Source organism: Saliniferula longa (genome assembly GCF_050789285.1).
Taxonomy (GTDB): Bacteria; Pseudomonadota; Alphaproteobacteria; order Rhodobacterales; family Rhodobacteraceae; genus CAVPWP01.
Genome location: NZ_JBOUVX010000001.1, coordinates 664,897 through 680,715 on the forward strand (window position 1 = coordinate 664,897; position 15,819 = coordinate 680,715).

Genomic DNA, 15,819 nt, shown 5'->3' on the forward strand with positions numbered 1-15,819 from the left:
GTGCCGCCCCCCATCGTCTTCGATCTTGACGGCACGCTGGTCGACAGCCTTCCCGGCATCGCGCTGGCCGCCAACACGCTTCTTGCGGGCGAGGGGCTGGCGCCCTTGCCGGAACGCCGGATTGGCGGCTTCGTCGGGCATGGTGAACGGGTGTTCCTTCAGCGCCTGATCGCGGCGGCGGGACTTCCGGAGGACGCCTTCGACCGGCTGCTGCCCCGCTTCATGTCGATCTACGTCGAGGCGTCGCGCGAGACGCGGCTTTTCCCCCATGTGGCCGAGGTTCTGGACGCCTTCGCCGCGCGCGGCGTCGGGCTTGGACTTTGCAGCAACAAGCCCTCGGGCCCGCTTGAGGCCGTGCTGGATGCGGCCGGGCTTCGCGGGGTCTTCGCCATCGTGGTGGCCGGCGACAGCCTGCCGCAGCGCAAGCCCGATCCCGCGCCGCTTCTGCACGCGCTGGCGCGCCTTCCCGGCCAGGGCGGGCTTTACGTGGGCGACAGTCCGGTCGATGCCGAGACGGCGCAGCGCGCTGGCGTGCCCTTCGCGCTGTTCACCGAAGGCATCCGCGAGGTTCCGGTGGACGAAATCCCGCACGACCGCGCTTTCGCGGACATGCGCAATCTTCCGGCGATCTATGTGGCGCTGACCGCTGGGTGAAACGGCAGGCGGGCCTCAGCCCGCCATGCGCTCTTCAAAGCTTTTCTCGATGAAGGTCGGCAGGTGATCGCCAAGCCCGACGACGGCGGGGCCCGAGTCGTCGCGACGACGGCGGTCACGGCGGTCGCGGCCTTCCTGACCACGACCTTCCTGCACCCGCGCTTCCGAGGGCCGCCTTTCCGCGGAAGCGGTTTCGGCGGCGCGAGGTTCGGTGGTGCGGGGTTCGGCTGCGGGGGTTTCGGCGGCACGAGGTTCGGTGGAACGCTCGGCATCGTCCGGACGGCGCGCGCCGCGCGCCTCGTCCTTCCGGTCGGGACGTTCGGAACGGTCGCGGCGCGGCCGGTCCTTGCGGCGCTCGCGGCGGTCGCCTTCGTCCTCGGACGGGGCCGGGGCTGCCTCGGGCGCGGGGCGGCTGCCCAGCGGGTTCTCGCCGCGCGGAATTTCGCGCGCGATGAGCTTTTCGATGAAGCCCAGGTTCTTCTCGTCGGCTGGGGCGCAGATCATCATCGCCTTGCCTTCGCGGCCCGCGCGGCCGGTGCGGCCGATGCGGTGGACGTAATCCTCGGAATGCGAGGGCACGTCGAAGTTGAAGACATGGCTGACTGCCGGAATATCAAGCCCGCGCGCGGCCACGTCCGAGGCGACGAGGAAGCGCAGCGACCCGTCTCGGAACCCGTCGAGCGTGCGCATGCGCTGCGACTGCTCGAGGTCGCCATGGATCGGCGCGGCGTCATAGCCGTATTTCTTCAGCGACTTCGCGACGATGTCGACGTCCGTCTTGCGGTTGCAGAAGATGATCGCGTTCTTGCAGCGCGCGCCTTCCGCGTCGATCAGCGCGCGAAGAAGCGCGCGTTTCTCGGCGGCCGCGTTCTCGCGCCGCGAGGGGCGGAACATCACCACCGACTGTTCGATCGTCTCGGACGCGGTGGCCTGGCGGGCCACTTCGACCTTCACGGGGTTCGACAGGAAGGTGTTGGTGATCCGCTCGATCTCGGGCGCCATGGTGGCGCTGAAGAACAGCGTCTGGCGGGTGAAGGGCGTCAGCGAGAAGATGCGTTCGATGTCCGGGATGAAACCCATGTCGAGCATCCGGTCGGCTTCGTCCACCACCATGATCTCGATCCCGGTGAGAAGAAGCTTGCCGCGCTCGAAATGGTCGAGAAGGCGGCCGGGCGTCGCGATCAGCACGTCGACGCCCCGATCGATCAGCACGTCCTGTTCCTTGAACGAAACCCCGCCGATCAGAAGCGCCTTCGTCAGCTTCACGTGCTTCGAATAGGTGTCGAAGTTCTCGGCCACCTGCGCGGCAAGCTCCCGCGTGGGGGCAAGGACAAGACTGCGCGGCATCCGCGCGCGCGCCCGGCCCCGGGCCAGCCGGGTGATCATCGGCAGCGTGAAGCTGGCGGTCTTGCCGGTGCCGGTCTGGGCGATCCCAAGCACGTCGCGGCCTTCGAGGGCGGCGGGGATGGCCTGTTCCTGGATCGGGGTGGGGGTCTGGTAACCGGCCTCTTCGACGGCCTTCAATACCTTGGGCGACAGATTCAGATCTGCAAAAGTGGTCATGTGTGTCCGTTCTTGGGTACGGACCGCTTTCATGGCCCGTGCGTCTGTAGTGGGGGCGGGAACCCGGGTGGTCCCAACTTATCCACAAGCTGCCCCCGAGGATGCACGGGACATAGTGCAAAAGTCCCCGGGGGTCAATGCGATGGCAGCGCATGGCTGGCCTGCGCGCGGCGCGGCCCCCGTGCGGCGCGGCGCGATGTGTCAACCGTCAGCGACAGAAGAACCGAAGCCTTCTGCGGCTGGCGCGGGTCGTGCCGGGCCCGGCGCCGCGCCGGCCGTCACCCGCGCCCCGGGGCGAACCTTGCCGTGCAAGCCGTTGCCGCGGCGTCAGGAATTCGCGCACAAGGTTTTCCACAGGGCGAATTGTCACGTTGACATGACACGCGCCGAACGGACACCGCGTGACGCGCGGTCAGGCCATCATTTCCTTGGTGGCCGAAAGCCTTAGCTCCGGGAAGTCGCGCTGGATCCGGTCGATGTCCCACTGAAGCCGCGTCAGGTACACCACGTCGCCGTCGTTGTCGTGCGCGATGTGGCCCTTGTTGATGTTCACGAAGCGCTCCATGTCCGCCTTCGGACCCGTCACCCAGCGGGCCGAGGTGAACTGCGACGGCTCGAAGCGCACCGGCAGGCCGTATTCCAGCTCGATCCGGCTGGCGAGCACGTCGAACTGAAGCGCACCCACGACGCCCACGATGAAGCCCGACCCGATCATCGGCTTGAAGATCTTGGCCGCGCCTTCCTCGGCGAACTGCATCAGCGCCTTGTCGAGGTGCTTGGCCTTCATCGGATCGCCCGCGCGGACGTTCTGAAGAAGCTCGGGCGCGAAGCTGGGAATGCCGGTCACGCGGATCGCCTCGCCCTCGGTCAGGGTGTCGCCGATGCGCAGTTGCCCATGGTTCGGGATGCCGATGATGTCGCCGGCCCAGGCCTCTTCCGCAAGCTCGCGGTCGGCGGCCAGGAACAGGACGGGGTTGGTGATCGCCATCGGCTTTTTCGTGCGCACATGCGTCAGCTTCATGCCGCGCTCGAAGTGCCCCGAGGCAAGGCGCACGAAGGCCACCCGGTCGCGGTGCTTGGGGTCCATGTTGGCCTGCACCTTGAAGACGAAGCCCGCCACCGTCTTTTCGTCGGGGCCGACCTGCCGGGGCTCGGCCGACTGGGGCTGCGGCTCGGGGCCATAGGCGCCGATGCCGTCCATCAGTTCCTTCACACCGAACGAGTTGATGGCCGAGCCGAACCAGATCGGCGTCATCGTGCCGTCGAGGAAAGCCTGCCGGTCGAAGGCCGGCAGAAGACCGCGCGCCATTTCCAGTTCCTCGCGCAGCTTCGCAAGCAGCGGGCCGGGGACGTGCTGGGCCAGCTTCGGATCGTCGAGCCCCGCGATGCGGATCGATTCCGCCACCCGGTTGCGGTCGGCGCGGTCCATCAGTTCGAGCCGGTCGTTGAGGATGTCGTAGCAGCCGATGAACTCGCGCCCGACGCCGATGGGCCAACTGGCCGGCGTCACGTCGATGGCCAGGTTTTCCTGGATCTCGTCGATGATCTCGAAGGTGTCGCGGCTTTCGCGGTCCATCTTGTTGCAGAAGGTCAGGATCGGGAGGTCGCGCAGGCGGCAGACCTCGAACAGCTTGCGCGTCTGGGATTCGACGCCCTTCGCGCCGTCGATCACCATGATCGCGGCGTCGACCGCCGTCAGCGTGCGGTAGGTGTCTTCGGAGAAGTCCGAGTGTCCGGGCGTGTCGACCAGATTGAAGCGCCAGGTCCCATAGTCGAAGGACATGGCCGAGGCCGAGACCGAGATGCCGCGGTCCTTTTCCATCTGCATGAAGTCCGAGCGCGTGCGCCGCGCCTCGCCCTTGGCGCGGACCTGTCCGGCCATCTGGATCGCGCCGCCGTAAAGCAGGAACTTCTCGGTCAGCGTCGTCTTGCCCGCATCGGGGTGCGAGATGATGGCGAAGGTGCGCCGCCGGGCGATCTCGGGCGGAAGCGGTGCAGAGTTGTGGGCGCGGTCAAGCATGGGCGCGATATAACGATGCGGGCGGCCAAGGGAAAGGCCGCGTAGTCTTGGATTGATCCGGGGCTGCGACTCGGGCAGGATGAGAACATAATAGGAACATTGGAGGACGCCATGACGCTGGAAGACATTGCACGCCAACTCGTTTCCAACTGCCGGGAGGGGCGCGAGCAGGACGGGCTGTCCGAACTGTACGATCCGGGCTGCGAATCCGTCGAGGCCAGCGACCCGCCCGGGGGCAGCCGCATCTCGAAAGGGGTCGAGGCGATCAAGGGCAAGCATGACTGGTGGGCCGCCAACTTCGAGTTGCACGGCGCCGAGGTCGACGGGCCCTATCTGCATGCGCCCGACCGGTTCGCGGTGATCTTCTCGATGGACGTAACCGACAGGTCTTCGGGACAGCGCTGGAAGGGTCGCGAGGTCGCTCTTTATACCGTGGCCGAGGGCAAGATCGTCAGGGAAGAGTTCTTCCAGGCCCCCATGTAGCGCGCCGCCTGCTGGCCATCCCCGGCGTTTCAGTCTAGGTCCCCCGGCGACGCAATGCGAAGGGAGGGCATCATGGACCTTGGGATCAACGGAAGGACGGCGATCGTCTGTGCCTCGTCGAAGGGCCTAGGCCGGGGCTGCGCCGAGGCGCTGGCGGCCGAGGGCGTGACCCTTGTGCTGAACGCCCGCGGGGCCGAGGCGCTCGAGGCCACCGCCGCCGAGATCCGGGCGACCTACGGGGTCACGGTCACGACCGTCGCCGGTGACGTGACGACGCAGGAGGTGCGCGATCGGCTGGTCGCCGCGGCGCCCCAGGCCGACATCCTTGTCACCAATGCCGGCGGCCCGCCGCCGGGGCTGTGGAGCGACTGGGACCGCGACGACTTCATCAAGGCGCTCGACGCCAACATGCTTACGCCGATTGCGCTGATGCAGGCGGTGTTGCCAGGGATGATGGCGCGCGGCTGGGGCCGGATCGTCAACATCACCTCGCAGTCGGTGAAGGCGCCGATCCCGGCGCTGGGGCTGTCGAATTCGGCCCGCGCGGGTCTGACCGGCTTCGTCGCCGGCACCGCGCGGCAGGTGGCCGAGAAGGGCGTTACGATCAACAACCTTCTGCCGGGCATCCACGCCACCGATCGGGCCGTAGCGCTGGATAGCGGGGTGGCCAAGGCGCAAGGGATCGACCTTGGCGAGGCCAAGGCCCGGCGCGAGGCGACGATTCCCGTGCGCCGCTATGGCACCGCCGCGGAATTCGGCGCGACCTGCGCCTATCTCTGCTCGCGCCAGGCCGCCTTCATCGTCGGCCAGAACATCCTGCACGACGGCGGCGCGACCAACGCGACGCTCTGAGGGCGGCGATCAGTCGGTTCCGGGTGTCGCGATCAGCAGATCGGTCGGCGGATCGCGCACCAGCTCAAGCGCGAAGCTTCCCAGCATCCGGTGGGCGATGCCAAGCCGCGCGTGGGCGCCAAGCGCCAAGAGATCGGGTCTGAGTGCCGCGAGCTCGGACCCAAGCACGGTAGACAGCGCGCCGGCGCGGATCTCGGGCTTGGTCAGCGTGGGCGGCAGGGCGGTCAGGTCCATCCATCTGGCGCTGGCGTCCTCGGCGTCGCGGACAAATCCCGCGGCAGCCTCGGAGCGGGGATCATTCGGACTGTAGCTGACAAGCGGGATCTGGACGGCGTGAACGCCGCGGATCGTCGCGCCGGGCGCAAGGCGGTGCGCGACCCGGATCGCCGCCGCGGACGCGGGCGAAAAGTCGACCGCGGCCAGAATGCGCGCATAGTCGCCCTCGGGATGGTTGCGCACCAGCAGGACCGGCGCCGCCGCCAGCCGCACCGTGCGTTCCAGCGTGGTTTCCCTCAGCGTGTCCATGAACGGACGGCGACGGTGCAGGCCAAGGGCGATCAGGTCCGCCTGCAACACCCTGGCGGTCTCGGGGATCAGGTGGCTTGGGTCGCCCTGCAGGACCTTGGCCTCGTAGCCGATGCGCCCGCCGTCCGACAGGCTGTCGCAGAAGGCGGTGAGGTGGCCCCGGGTTTCGGGCATCATCACCTTCGCCAGGCGTTCGGGCATGGCATCGTCAAGCACCGTCAGGACGGTCAGCGCCGCCCCGTGGGCCGCGGCCAGCTGGAAGGCGCGCTCGACCGCGCGGTCGGCGCGCGGCGACAGGTCGGTGGCGGCAAGGATATGGGTCATGGCCGGTCTCATCGGTCTGGACCCGGGCCATCGCCCGGGGACGTTCGCGCCGGGCCAGCATGGCACAGTCGGCCGGTCGGGCGCCAGTTCCGAACCTGCCCGGGCGCCGATCCGGGGCGCCGATCCGGGGCGCGGGGTTGCGGCGGACCCGTGGCGTTGCTATTGCGCAGGAATAACCGAGCCATTCGGTCGGATTTGGGGCAGGGCCGGGTGACGACCATCACGCCACGACTGGAGCTTGAGCACATCTCGCGCGCCTATGGCGGGCGGGACGTGGTGCATGACGTCTCGTTGCGGGTTCTGCCGGGGCAGGTGGTCAGCCTGCTGGGCCCGTCTGGCTGCGGCAAGTCCACCACGCTTCGGATCATTGCGGGGGTCGAGCGGCAGGACAGCGGGCGCATCCTTGTCGATGGCAGGCTGATCTCGGACGGTGCGGCCGTGCACATGCCACCCGAGGCGCGCGGCATCGGGCTGATGTTCCAGGACTTCGCGTTGTTTCCGCACCTGTCGGTGGCCGACAACGTGGCCTTCGGTCTGACCGGCACGAAAGAGGCCAAGCGCGCGCGCGTGGCCGAGTTGCTCGAGCGGGTGCACATGGCGCGCTTCATCGACGCCTTCCCGCACGAGTTGTCGGGGGGCGAACAGCAGCGCGTCGCGCTGGCCCGCGCGGTCGCGCCGCGGCCCAAGGTCATGCTGATGGACGAACCGTTCTCGGGCCTCGACAACCGCCTGCGCGACGGCATCCGCGACGAGACGCTGTCGATCCTGAAGGAAGAAGGCGCCGCGGTCGTCCTGGTGACGCACGAACCCGAAGAGGCGATGCGCATGTCCGACCAGATCGCGCTGATGCGCGGCGGGCGGATCGTGCAGGTGGGCGCGCCCTACAACGTCTACAATGCGCCCGTCGACAAGGCCGCCGCCGCCTTCTTCAGCGACATCAACGTGATCCGGGGAACGGTGCGCGGCGCGCTGACCGATACGCCCTTCGGCCAGTTCCTGGCACCCGGCGTTCCCGACGGCACCGAGGTCGAGATCGTGATCCGCCCGCAGCATCTGCGCATCGACTTCGACCGGCAGGGCAAAGGCCCCCTGCCGACGCCCGAAGACGGCATCCCGGCGCGCGGCGTGGTGCAGCGCGCGCGCTACATGGGCCACGAAAGCCTTGTCGAGTTCCGCATGGATTACGACGGCTCGATCCTGAAGGCGTCGGTCCCGTCGGTCTTCCTGCCGAAGCCCGGCACGCCGCTCTGGCTGATGATCCGGCGCGGGCGCTGCTTCGTCTTCCCGCGAAAGCCGACGTCCGCGGAACGGGCGGCGGCGGTCAGGACTTCCCCGTCTGTCCGATAAGGCGGGGAAGCGCCAGGGTCGCGATCACGCTGCCCAGCCAGACAAGGACCGAGGCCGCGATCCAGTTGGTGACGCCGCCCATGTCCATGCCGGCCATGATCAGGTTCGTCAGGAACAGGCACACGGCGATCGACACAAGGGCGATCCCGCCCATCAGGGGCGTCGCCTTCTTCTCGGAGAACTTCCGGATCAGCGGCGTCAGGACCGCGAGGATCACCGAGAAGACCACGACCACCAGAAGGAACGACAAGAAGTCGATCTGGAATCCCGGAATGACGAGCTTGGCAATCAGCAACCCGACGGCATTTGCGGCCAGATAGAGCAGGGCCGAGATCACAGTCTGCATAGGCGGGGTCCCCCTGAGAAAATGCGTAAGCCTTTCTAACGCTTCGCCGGCGACCTTCAAAGAGGTTTGGCGAAAGGCCGTGACAAGGCCGAGGGTCAGGGAGGGCGCCCAAGCGGGATGGCCCGTGCGTCGGGCAGGCGGCTCAGGCCCGCTCGTCCTTGGGCGAGCCCATCACCACGTAGGAGGTGATCGCATGGACCTGCGGCAGCGTGCCCAGCGTTTCGGCGTGGAATCGCTTGTAGGCGGCGATGTCGGCGACCTCGACGCGCAGCATGTATTCGATGGCGCCGGTGACATTGTGGCATTCGCGCACCTCGGGTGCGGCCGACATCGCCCGTTCGAACGCCTCTTGCGCGGCCTTGGTGTGCGCGTTGAGTCCCACCGCGACATAGGCGGTGAAGCCGCCGCCAAGGGCCGCGCGGTTCAGCACCGCGCGGTAGCCGGTGATGATGCCCGATCGCTCGAGGTCCTGGACGCGCCGCAGACAGGCCGAGGGCGACAGACCCACCCGATCGGCAAGCTCGGTGTTGGCGATGCGTCCGTCGCGGGACAGTTCGCGCAATATCCGGTCGTTGATCGCGTCGATCTTCGTCATTGATTGTGATCTTTTCCGGTTTGGGAAGGGAATTGCAAGGAAATGCCGTCTGATTCCGGCGATCCTTGCGAAATGGATATGACCCTGCTTCCCGCGCTTGTCGCCTTCGCCTTCGTCACTTCGGTCACGCCGGGGCCGAACAACCTGATGCTGATGGCCTCGGGCGCCAATTTCGGCCTGCGCCGCACGTTGCCGCACATGCTGGGCGTGGCACTGGGCTTTGTCGTAATGGCGGCGCTTGTCGGGCTGGGGCTGGTGCAGGTCTTCGCGGCGCTCCCCTGGCTGTTCACCTTGCTGAAGATCGGATGCGTTCTTTACCTGCTTTTGCTCGCCTGGAAGATCGCGAACGCCGCCGCGCCCGAAGGCGGCGCCGGGGCAGGGCGGCCGATGACCTTCCTGCAGGCCGCCGCCTTCCAGTGGGTCAATCCAAAGGCCTGGGCGATGGCGCTGACGGCGGTCACGGTCTATGCGCCCGGCCAGACCGTTGCCGCCGTTCTGACGGTCGCGGCGGTTTTCGGGGCGGTCAACCTGCCAAGCGTCGGCTCCTGGGCCTGGCTCGGGGTGCAGATGCGGCGCGTGCTGACCAGCCCCGCGCGGCTGCGCGCCTTCAACCTGACGATGGCGGCGCTGCTGGTCGCCTCGCTCTATCCCCTGCTTGGAAGCCCGGCCATGTAGTCGGCCAGCGTTCGCCCGGGTTCGTCCACGAACAACTCGGGCAGGATGTCGAGCGTCTCGATCCGGTCGACGCGGAAGACGCGGAAATCCTCGCGCGCCTCGCACCAGGCGGTCAGGGTCCAGACCCGGCCCCAGTATTCCAGCTGCAAGGGCCGCACCGTGCGCCGTGACGGCGTGTCGTCAAGGGCCCGGTAGGCCAGTCGCAGCTTCTGGCGCGACCGGATCGCGGCGCGGATCTTGGGCATGTGGGCAAATCCCGCCGCGGCATCGGCAAAGGGATAGACCGCGAAGCCCCAGCCCTCGCGCGGGGCGGCGCGGTCTTCGGGCAGGACCGCGTCGATCTTGGCCGACAGCGACCGCGCCGCCTTCCGCAGGTCGTCGTCGGCGGCCTCGGCCACCACCGCCATGCCAAGGTGCAGCGCCTCAAGCTCGGCCATGGTCAGGTTCAGCGGGGGCAGCGTGACGGGGGCCGTCATCATGTAGCCCACGCCGCGCTCGCCCTCGACCGGGATGCCCGAGGCCACGAGCGTGTCCATGTCGCGATAGACCGTGCGCACCGACACTTCGAGCCGCGCCGCCATGTCGGCGGCGCGGTGCAGCATTCCGTCCCGAAGGATCTGGATCAGCTCGAAAAGGCGGTCGGTGCGGCGCAGAAGGTCACTCCATCTCCAGAAGGATCGCCTCGTGGCGCATGGTGACGCTGGCCATGTCGATCGCCTGCAGGAAGGGCGCGGCGGCCGGCTCGGCCATCAGCGCCTCGGCTGCCGCCATGGCCTGGTCCATCGAGGCCCAGACGACATGGTCGGTCCAGGTCCCGTCGTCCAGGCGGCTGAGGCGGCGCGCGACGAAGCCGGGCGCGGCCTTGACGAAGGGGACGGTGCCGCGCGCGGCCTGAAGGAAGGCGGCCTCGGACGTGCCGGGGGCAAGGCGGAAGGTGACGATCTCGGCCACTGACTCGGTTACGGGCTCGGTTACGGGCTCGTCTACGGGCGCGGCGATGGGGTGAGTCATGGTCATTTCTCCGATTCGGGTTGCGATACGCCCTGTCTAGCGACCCCCAACTGACACGAACCTGTCAGTTGAGATAGGCCCCCGGGCCCGGTCGGTCAATTGGGCGTGCGCCCGCTGCCTTGGCCCTTCCCCCCGCCCGGCCAAGGTCCTAGAAGGCGGAAGTCGTTTTCATCGCAGGCCGCCCGTGCGCCTGCCGCAAGGGAGATCCCCCATGCTGAACAACATCGGCCTTCCGGGCCTTCTGCTGATCGCCATCGTCGTGCTTGTCCTGTTCGGGCGCGGCAAGATCTCGTCGCTGATGGGCGAGGTCGGCAAGGGCATCACCGCCTTCAAGAAGGGCGTCGACGACGGCAAGAAGGAGATCGAGGATCAGGCCGCCGAGGTCGCCCGTGACGTCACGCCCGAGGGCGAGAAGGACAAGGCCTGATCGGGTCGCGCTGAAGGCGTCATTTCATGTTCGACATCGGCTGGAGCGAGCTTCTGGTGATCGGCGTCGTAGCGCTGATCGTCGTGGGGCCGAAGGACCTGCCCGGCATGTTCCGGGCACTTGGCAAGTTCACCGCCAAGGCGCGCCGCATGGCGCGTGACTTTCAGCGCGCGATGGAAGAGGCCGCCGACGAGTCCGGCATTCGCGAGGCGACCAAGGACCTGAAGGGGATGACCAATCCCCGCAAGATGGGCCTAGACGCGCTGAAGGATGCCGCCGACAAGTTCGACAAGTGGGACCCCAGCAAGAGCGCCGCCTCGCGCATGAGCGCTGCCTCGAAGACCACGGCCAAGGCCGGGGCCGACGGCGCGGCCACCCCCGTGACGCCAGAGCCGGCCGAAGCGCCCGCACCCGGGTCCGCGCCTAAGACAGCCGCTGCGCCCAAGACCGCCGCTACGGCCAAGGCCGCCGCTGCGCCGAAGCCCGCCGCCAAGGCCAAGACCGCGGCCGCCTCCAAGCCTGCCGCCACGGCCAAGCCTACCGCCACGGCCAAGCCCGCAGCCGCGTCCAAGACCGCCGCGAAGGAGGGGGGCGCGTGAGCGACACCGACTCGGACCAGATCGACGATACCTCTGCCCCGCTGATCGAGCATCTGGCCGAGCTGCGCTCGCGCCTGATCAAGTCGGTGCTGGCCTTCGTCGTGGGCATCCTGATCTGCTTCACCATCGCCCAGCCCATCTTCAACTTCCTGACCGCGCCGCTTTGTTCGGCGCTGGCCGACCTTGGCCAGGACTGCGACCTGATCTTCATCAGTCCGCAGGAAGGCTTCTTCGTGGCGATCCGCATCTCGATGCTGGGCGGCTTCATTCTGGCCTTCCCGTTTATCAGCTACCAGCTGTGGCGGTTCGTGGCGCCCGGGCTCTACCGGTCTGAAAAGAACGCCTTCCTGCCCTTCATGGTCGCCTCGCCCTTCATGTTCCTGCTGGGCGCGTCCTTCGCCTTCTACGTGGTCACGCCCCTGGCCTACGACTTCTTCCTTGGCTTCCAGCAGTTCGGCGCCGAGGGCGAGGCCGTGGTGCCCGACGCGCAGGCCGCGCCGCCGCTCAGCGTGGTCTTCCAGGGCTCGGCGCAGGCCTACCTTGCGCTGACCACCAAGTTCATCGTGGCCTTCGGGATGTGTTTCCAGCTGCCTGTGCTGCTCACGCTGATGGGCAAGGCCGGGCTTGTGACCGCCCGGGGTCTGGCCGATGTCCGCAAGTATGCCGTGGTCGCGATCCTGGTGCTGGCCGCCGTCGTCACCCCGCCCGACGTCATTACCCAGCTCATCCTGTTCGCGGTGGTCTATGGCCTTTACGAAATCTCGATCCAGCTTGTGAAGCGGGTCGAGCGCAAGCGCGTCGAAGAACTGCGGCGTGAGGGCGTCCTGGACGAGGACGAGGATCTCTACGACCTTGGCGCCGGCGGGGACGAGGGCGCCAAGACGTGAGCGACGCCGCGCTTGACCGCATCGCCGCCGCGCTCGAGCGGATGGCGCCCGCGCCCTTGGCCGCGCCCGATTTCGACGCGGCCGACGCCTTCGTCTGGCATGTCTCGCCCGACCGGCTTGATCCCGTGGCGCGGGTGAACCGGGTGGCCCTGCCGCTTCTTCTGGGGATCGACCGGGCGCGCGATACGCTTCTGGCCAACACGCTTCAGTTCGCGCGCGGCCTGCCGGCCAACAACGCCCTTCTCTGGGGCTCGCGCGGGATGGGAAAATCAAGCCTGGTCAAGGCTGTGCATGCCGAAGTTCTGGCACAGGGGCTGGCACTGAAGATCGTCGAGGTCCAGCGCGAGGATCTGCCGTCGATCGGACGCCTTCTGAACCTGCTGCGCGCGGCCGATGCGCGGTTCCTTCTGTTCTGCGACGACCTGTCGTTCAGCCACGACGATCAGCATTACAAGTCGCTGAAGGCCGTGCTTGACGGCGGGATCGAGGGGCGGCCCGACAACGTGGTCTTCTACGCCACTTCGAACCGGCGCCACCTGATGCCGCGTGACATGATCGAGAACGAGCGTTCAAGCGCGATCAACCCCTCTGAGGCGGTCGAGGAGAAGGTGTCGCTGTCCGACCGCTTCGGGCTGTGGCTGGGCTTCCACCCCTGCAGCCAGGACGAATACCTCGCCATGATCCGGGGCTATTGCGACGCCTACGGGGTGGCGATCGACGACGCGACGCTGCGCGCCGAGGCGATCGAGTGGCAGGCCACGCGCGGCGCACGCTCGGGCCGCGTGGCCTGGCAGTATTTCACCGATCTGGCGGGGCGGCGCGGCGCGAAGATCGCGCCGTAAGCCCTTATTGCAGATAGGGAAGCGGGTCGAAGGTTTCGTTGCCCTTGCGGACCTGGAAGAAGAGCGAACTTGGATCGCCCGCCTTCACCACCGCGACCTTCTGCCCGCGCGAGACGCTGTCGCCGCGCGCGACGGCGATGTCGTCGATGCCCGAATAGACCGACAGAAGATCGCCCTCGTGGCGGATCACCAGGATCGCGTTCTGGTTGGTGTCCCGCGTGATCAGCATCACCGTCCCGTCATCGGCGGCCGAGACTGGCGCGCCAGCGGCCGCCGAGATGCCGATGCCGGTGAAGTTGTCGGCGTCGAAGTCGCGCACGATGCTGCCGGCGACCGGCATCTGGAACTGCGCCGACGACACCTCGGTCCGCTCGGGCTCGAGGTTGGCGGGTGGCGGGGTCGGCACCGGTGCGGGGGTCGGGCTTTCGGGCGGCAGAGGGGTTGCCGACGAGGGCGGCTCGGGTGCGACGCTGCCCTGGCCGGGAACGGTCGTGGTCTGCGCGCTGGGCGACCCGATGACCACGGGGATCAGAAGGTACTGGCCCTCGCGCACGGCATAGTCGTTGCCAAGGCCGTTCCAGTCGGCCAGCGCCTCGACCGAGACGTTGTAGCGGCGCGCGATGGTGAAGGCGGTCTCGCCCGGCTGCACCTGGTGGCGCACCGGTTCCTCGCCCGAGGACAGCGTCGAGGTCGAGATGCCCTGACCGTCGGCGCGGTCGATGGCGCCGCCGGCGAGCGTCGTGATATCGACCGAGCCCGGAGTGATCGGGCCCGTCGTGATCGCGCCGGTGGCGGCCGAAGGCTCGGACACGCGCCCGGGCAGCACCAGCACTTCGCCGGCGCGCAGCGGTGCGTCCACCGGCAGGCCGTTGAGACGCGCGAGTTCCGCCGCCGGCACGCCCACGCGGTTGGCGACGGTCACCACCGTGTCGTCGCGGTTGGCCACCGCGACCTGGTAGTTCGGGTAAGAGATGACGCCCCGGTTGTCGGGCGCGGGGCGCGCGGCGGTCTGGTTGCGCGCCGCGTCGGACGTGTCCGCGCCCGACCCGCCGCTGCCGCGCATGTCGAAGTCGAAATCCGAAAGCGTCTCGCCACAGGCCACCAGCGCCAGCATCGACGCGCCGGCGAGGAGTTTTCGGGAAAGTCGGGCTGCTGCCGCCATTGCTCGCAATCCTCAGGTCATTTCGCCCCTTGTCGCCGGGGCCTTTCACTACACGGATGGGTCAGTCCTGACCCAGCCCCTCGACGAGGGGCACGAAACGCACCGGGCGAAGCTCATCATAGTCATAGCCTGTCTCGGTGCGGGTGACCTTGATAAGCCGCTGCACCGCGTCCGACTGCCCGACCGGCACGACCATGATACCGCCTGTGCGGAGTTCTGCCAATAAGGGCCCCGGCGGGTCCTCGGCCGCGGCCGTGACGAGGATGCGGTCGAAGGGTGCCTGGTCGGGAAGGCCCCGGCTTCCATCGGCGGTCAGCGCGGTGATGTTCGTCAGGCCGAGGGCAGCGAAGACCTCTTGCGCCTCGGACACCAGCCGCCGGTGGCGATCGACGGTATAGACGCGCCGCGCCAGCAGGCTGAGCACCGCCGCCTGATAGCCCGAGCCCGTTCCGACCTCGAGCACCTTGTCGCGCGGCTGCACGTTCAGCGCCTGGGTCATCAGGCCCACGACCGACGGCTGGCTGATCGTCTGACCGCAGGTGATGGGCAAGGGCGTGTCGTCATAGGCGCGGTCGGCGAACAGGCCCCGCACGAAGGCGCGGCGGTCGATCCGTTCCATCGCCTCGAGCACGCGCTTGTCGGTGACGCCGTGCGAGCGCAACTTGAAGAGGAACTGCATCTTGCGTTCCGCGTCGTCCATCACTCGAGGCGGCTCCGCAGGGTGTCGAGCGTGTCGTGCGCGGTCAGGTCCGCGCGCAGGGGCGTGATCGAGGTGTAGCCGTCAAGGTTCACCGCCACGTCGGTGCCCGGCGCGGTCGGCAGGTGCTGCGGCCCGCCCGTGACCCACAGGAACATCCGCCCGGACGGCGAGATGTGCGGCTCGACCCCGAAGTCGGTTTCCTTGCGCCAGCCCATGGCGGCGACCTTCAGCCCCTTGACCTGGTCGGCGGGGACCGGCGGGAAGTTGACGTTGTAGAACAGCCGGTAGTCTGCGTCATCCCAGATCGCCCGGTCGAGAAGCGCGCGCACGGTGGCCACACCGGTGGCGGCGGCGGCTTCGAAGGGATCGTCGAGATTGGCGTTGCCCGGGCCGAAGAACTGGCTCAGCGCGATCGAGCGGATGCCCTGAAGCGCGCCTTCCATCGCGCCGCCGACGGTGCCCGAGTACAGCACGTTCTCGGCGGCGTTGTTGCCGCGGTTCACGCCCGACAGGATCAGGTCGGGCCGGCGGTCCTTCAGCACCTCGTGGATGCCGGCAAGGATGCAGTCCGCGGGCGAGCCTTCGGCGGCGAAGCGGTGCGGCGCGATCTCGGCCAGCATGGTGGGGTGGGTGTAGTTGATGCAATGGGCCACGCCCGACTGCTCGAAGGCGGGCGCGACGGTCCAGACCTCGCCGTCTGGGCCCGCGATCTCGGCGGCGATCGCCTCGAGGGTGATCAGCCCCGGCGCGTTGATGCCGTCGTCATTGGTGATGAGAATGCGCATGCGCTGCCCGGCCCGTTGTTTT

Annotated in this window: 19 protein-coding genes; 9 read left to right on the forward strand and 10 right to left on the reverse strand. The window is 68.1% G+C overall.

The window, feature by feature from the left end:
- Positions 1-654 (forward strand): phosphoglycolate phosphatase, encoded by a 654-nt coding sequence (gene gph, locus ACRDNQ_RS03020; RefSeq protein WP_431827147.1) that lies wholly within the window; start codon positions 1-3, stop codon positions 652-654.
- 15 nt (positions 655-669) lie between these two features.
- Here the strand turns inward: gph and ACRDNQ_RS03025 are convergent, their stop codons facing one another.
- Both ACRDNQ_RS03025 and ACRDNQ_RS03030 read right to left on the reverse strand, forming a co-directional pair.
- Positions 670-2,217 carry a DEAD/DEAH box helicase gene (locus tag ACRDNQ_RS03025; RefSeq protein WP_431827148.1) on the reverse strand — a complete coding sequence of 516 codons (1,548 nt, stop codon included), beginning with the start codon at positions 2,215-2,217 and terminating at the stop codon, positions 670-672.
- 412 nt (positions 2,218-2,629) lie between these two features.
- Positions 2,630-4,237 carry a peptide chain release factor 3 gene (locus ACRDNQ_RS03030; protein ID WP_431827149.1) on the reverse strand — a complete coding sequence of 536 codons (1,608 nt, stop codon included), beginning with the start codon at positions 4,235-4,237 and terminating at the stop codon, positions 2,630-2,632.
- A gap of 111 nt (positions 4,238-4,348) precedes the next feature.
- On the opposite strand from ACRDNQ_RS03030, the gene ACRDNQ_RS03035 reads away from it, so the two are divergent.
- Both ACRDNQ_RS03035 and ACRDNQ_RS03040 read left to right on the forward strand, forming a co-directional pair.
- Positions 4,349-4,720, forward strand: a complete 372-nt coding sequence (locus ACRDNQ_RS03035) for a SnoaL-like domain-containing protein (RefSeq protein ID WP_431827150.1) — start codon at positions 4,349-4,351, stop codon at positions 4,718-4,720.
- Between the two features lie 72 nt (positions 4,721-4,792).
- Positions 4,793-5,572, forward strand: a complete 780-nt coding sequence (locus tag ACRDNQ_RS03040; RefSeq protein ID WP_431827151.1) for an SDR family oxidoreductase — start codon at positions 4,793-4,795, stop codon at positions 5,570-5,572.
- A gap of 9 nt (positions 5,573-5,581) precedes the next feature.
- Here ACRDNQ_RS03040 and ACRDNQ_RS03045 read toward each other — a convergent pair whose 3' ends face one another.
- A complete protein-coding gene (locus ACRDNQ_RS03045) occupies positions 5,582-6,421 on the reverse strand; it encodes a universal stress protein (protein WP_431827152.1) in 840 nt (279 codons plus the stop codon).
- 210 nt (positions 6,422-6,631) lie between these two features.
- Here ACRDNQ_RS03045 and ACRDNQ_RS03050 point away from each other — a divergent pair, with 210 nt between their 5' ends.
- Positions 6,632-7,768 (forward strand): ABC transporter ATP-binding protein, encoded by a 1,137-nt coding sequence (locus tag ACRDNQ_RS03050; protein ID WP_431827153.1) that lies wholly within the window; start codon positions 6,632-6,634, stop codon positions 7,766-7,768.
- On the opposite strand, the gene ACRDNQ_RS03055 is transcribed toward ACRDNQ_RS03050, so the two are convergent.
- Positions 7,743-8,114: a phage holin family protein gene (locus ACRDNQ_RS03055; protein ID WP_431827154.1), complete on the reverse strand. Its 372-nt coding sequence runs from the start codon at positions 8,112-8,114 to the stop codon at positions 7,743-7,745. The two genes, ACRDNQ_RS03050 and ACRDNQ_RS03055, sit on opposite strands and share 26 nt — an antisense overlap.
- A gap of 142 nt (positions 8,115-8,256) precedes the next feature.
- A complete protein-coding gene (locus ACRDNQ_RS03060; protein WP_431827155.1) occupies positions 8,257-8,709 on the reverse strand; it encodes an Lrp/AsnC family transcriptional regulator in 453 nt (150 codons plus the stop codon).
- A 72-nt stretch (positions 8,710-8,781) separates the two neighbouring features.
- Between ACRDNQ_RS03060 and ACRDNQ_RS03065 the strand changes: the two genes are divergently transcribed.
- Positions 8,782-9,384: a LysE family translocator gene (locus tag ACRDNQ_RS03065; RefSeq protein WP_431827156.1), complete on the forward strand. Its 603-nt coding sequence runs from the start codon at positions 8,782-8,784 to the stop codon at positions 9,382-9,384.
- Here the strand turns inward: ACRDNQ_RS03065 and ACRDNQ_RS03070 are convergent.
- Both ACRDNQ_RS03070 and ACRDNQ_RS03075 read right to left on the reverse strand, forming a co-directional pair.
- Positions 9,354-10,037, reverse strand: coding sequence for a helix-turn-helix transcriptional regulator (locus ACRDNQ_RS03070; RefSeq protein ID WP_431827840.1), 684 nt, complete (start codon positions 10,035-10,037; stop codon positions 9,354-9,356). The two genes, ACRDNQ_RS03065 and ACRDNQ_RS03070, sit on opposite strands and share 31 nt — an antisense overlap.
- A gap of 4 nt (positions 10,038-10,041) precedes the next feature.
- Positions 10,042-10,395, reverse strand: a complete 354-nt coding sequence (locus ACRDNQ_RS03075; protein WP_431827157.1) for an antibiotic biosynthesis monooxygenase family protein — start codon at positions 10,393-10,395, stop codon at positions 10,042-10,044.
- Between the two features lie 211 nt (positions 10,396-10,606).
- Between ACRDNQ_RS03075 and ACRDNQ_RS03080 the strand changes: the two genes are divergently transcribed.
- Genes ACRDNQ_RS03080 through ACRDNQ_RS03095 form a run of 4 tightly spaced genes read left to right on the forward strand, consistent with a single transcriptional unit; the run spans position 10,607 to position 13,150 of the window.
- A complete protein-coding gene (locus ACRDNQ_RS03080) occupies positions 10,607-10,822 on the forward strand; it encodes a twin-arginine translocase TatA/TatE family subunit (protein WP_431827158.1) in 216 nt (71 codons plus the stop codon).
- Between the two features lie 26 nt (positions 10,823-10,848).
- A complete protein-coding gene (tatB, locus tag ACRDNQ_RS03085) occupies positions 10,849-11,421 on the forward strand; it encodes a Sec-independent protein translocase protein TatB (RefSeq protein ID WP_431827159.1) in 573 nt (190 codons plus the stop codon).
- Entirely contained in the window at positions 11,418-12,308 is an 891-nt protein-coding gene (tatC, locus tag ACRDNQ_RS03090; protein ID WP_431827160.1) for a twin-arginine translocase subunit TatC, read from the forward strand. Before tatB ends, tatC begins: the two co-directional genes overlap by 4 nt.
- Positions 12,309-12,349: 41 nt before the next feature.
- Entirely contained in the window at positions 12,350-13,150 is an 801-nt protein-coding gene (locus tag ACRDNQ_RS03095) for an ATP-binding protein (protein ID WP_431827841.1), read from the forward strand.
- Between the two features lie 4 nt (positions 13,151-13,154).
- Here ACRDNQ_RS03095 and ACRDNQ_RS03100 read toward each other — a convergent pair whose 3' ends face one another.
- The 3 genes from ACRDNQ_RS03100 to surE all read right to left on the reverse strand — a co-directional run bounded on the left by ACRDNQ_RS03100 (position 13,155) and on the right by surE (position 15,797).
- Entirely contained in the window at positions 13,155-14,312 is a 1,158-nt protein-coding gene (locus ACRDNQ_RS03100; protein WP_431827161.1) for a LysM peptidoglycan-binding domain-containing protein, read from the reverse strand.
- A 61-nt stretch (positions 14,313-14,373) separates the two neighbouring features.
- The gene (locus ACRDNQ_RS03105) at positions 14,374-15,012 is read right to left on the reverse strand and encodes a protein-L-isoaspartate(D-aspartate) O-methyltransferase (RefSeq protein ID WP_431827162.1); all 639 of its coding nucleotides are present in this window, start codon (positions 15,010-15,012) and stop codon (positions 14,374-14,376) included.
- Positions 15,012-15,797, reverse strand: coding sequence for a 5'/3'-nucleotidase SurE (gene surE, locus ACRDNQ_RS03110; RefSeq protein ID WP_431827163.1), 786 nt, complete (start codon positions 15,795-15,797; stop codon positions 15,012-15,014). The genes ACRDNQ_RS03105 and surE overlap by 1 nt, the downstream gene beginning before the upstream one ends.
- Positions 15,798-15,819: the final 22 nt, after the last annotated feature.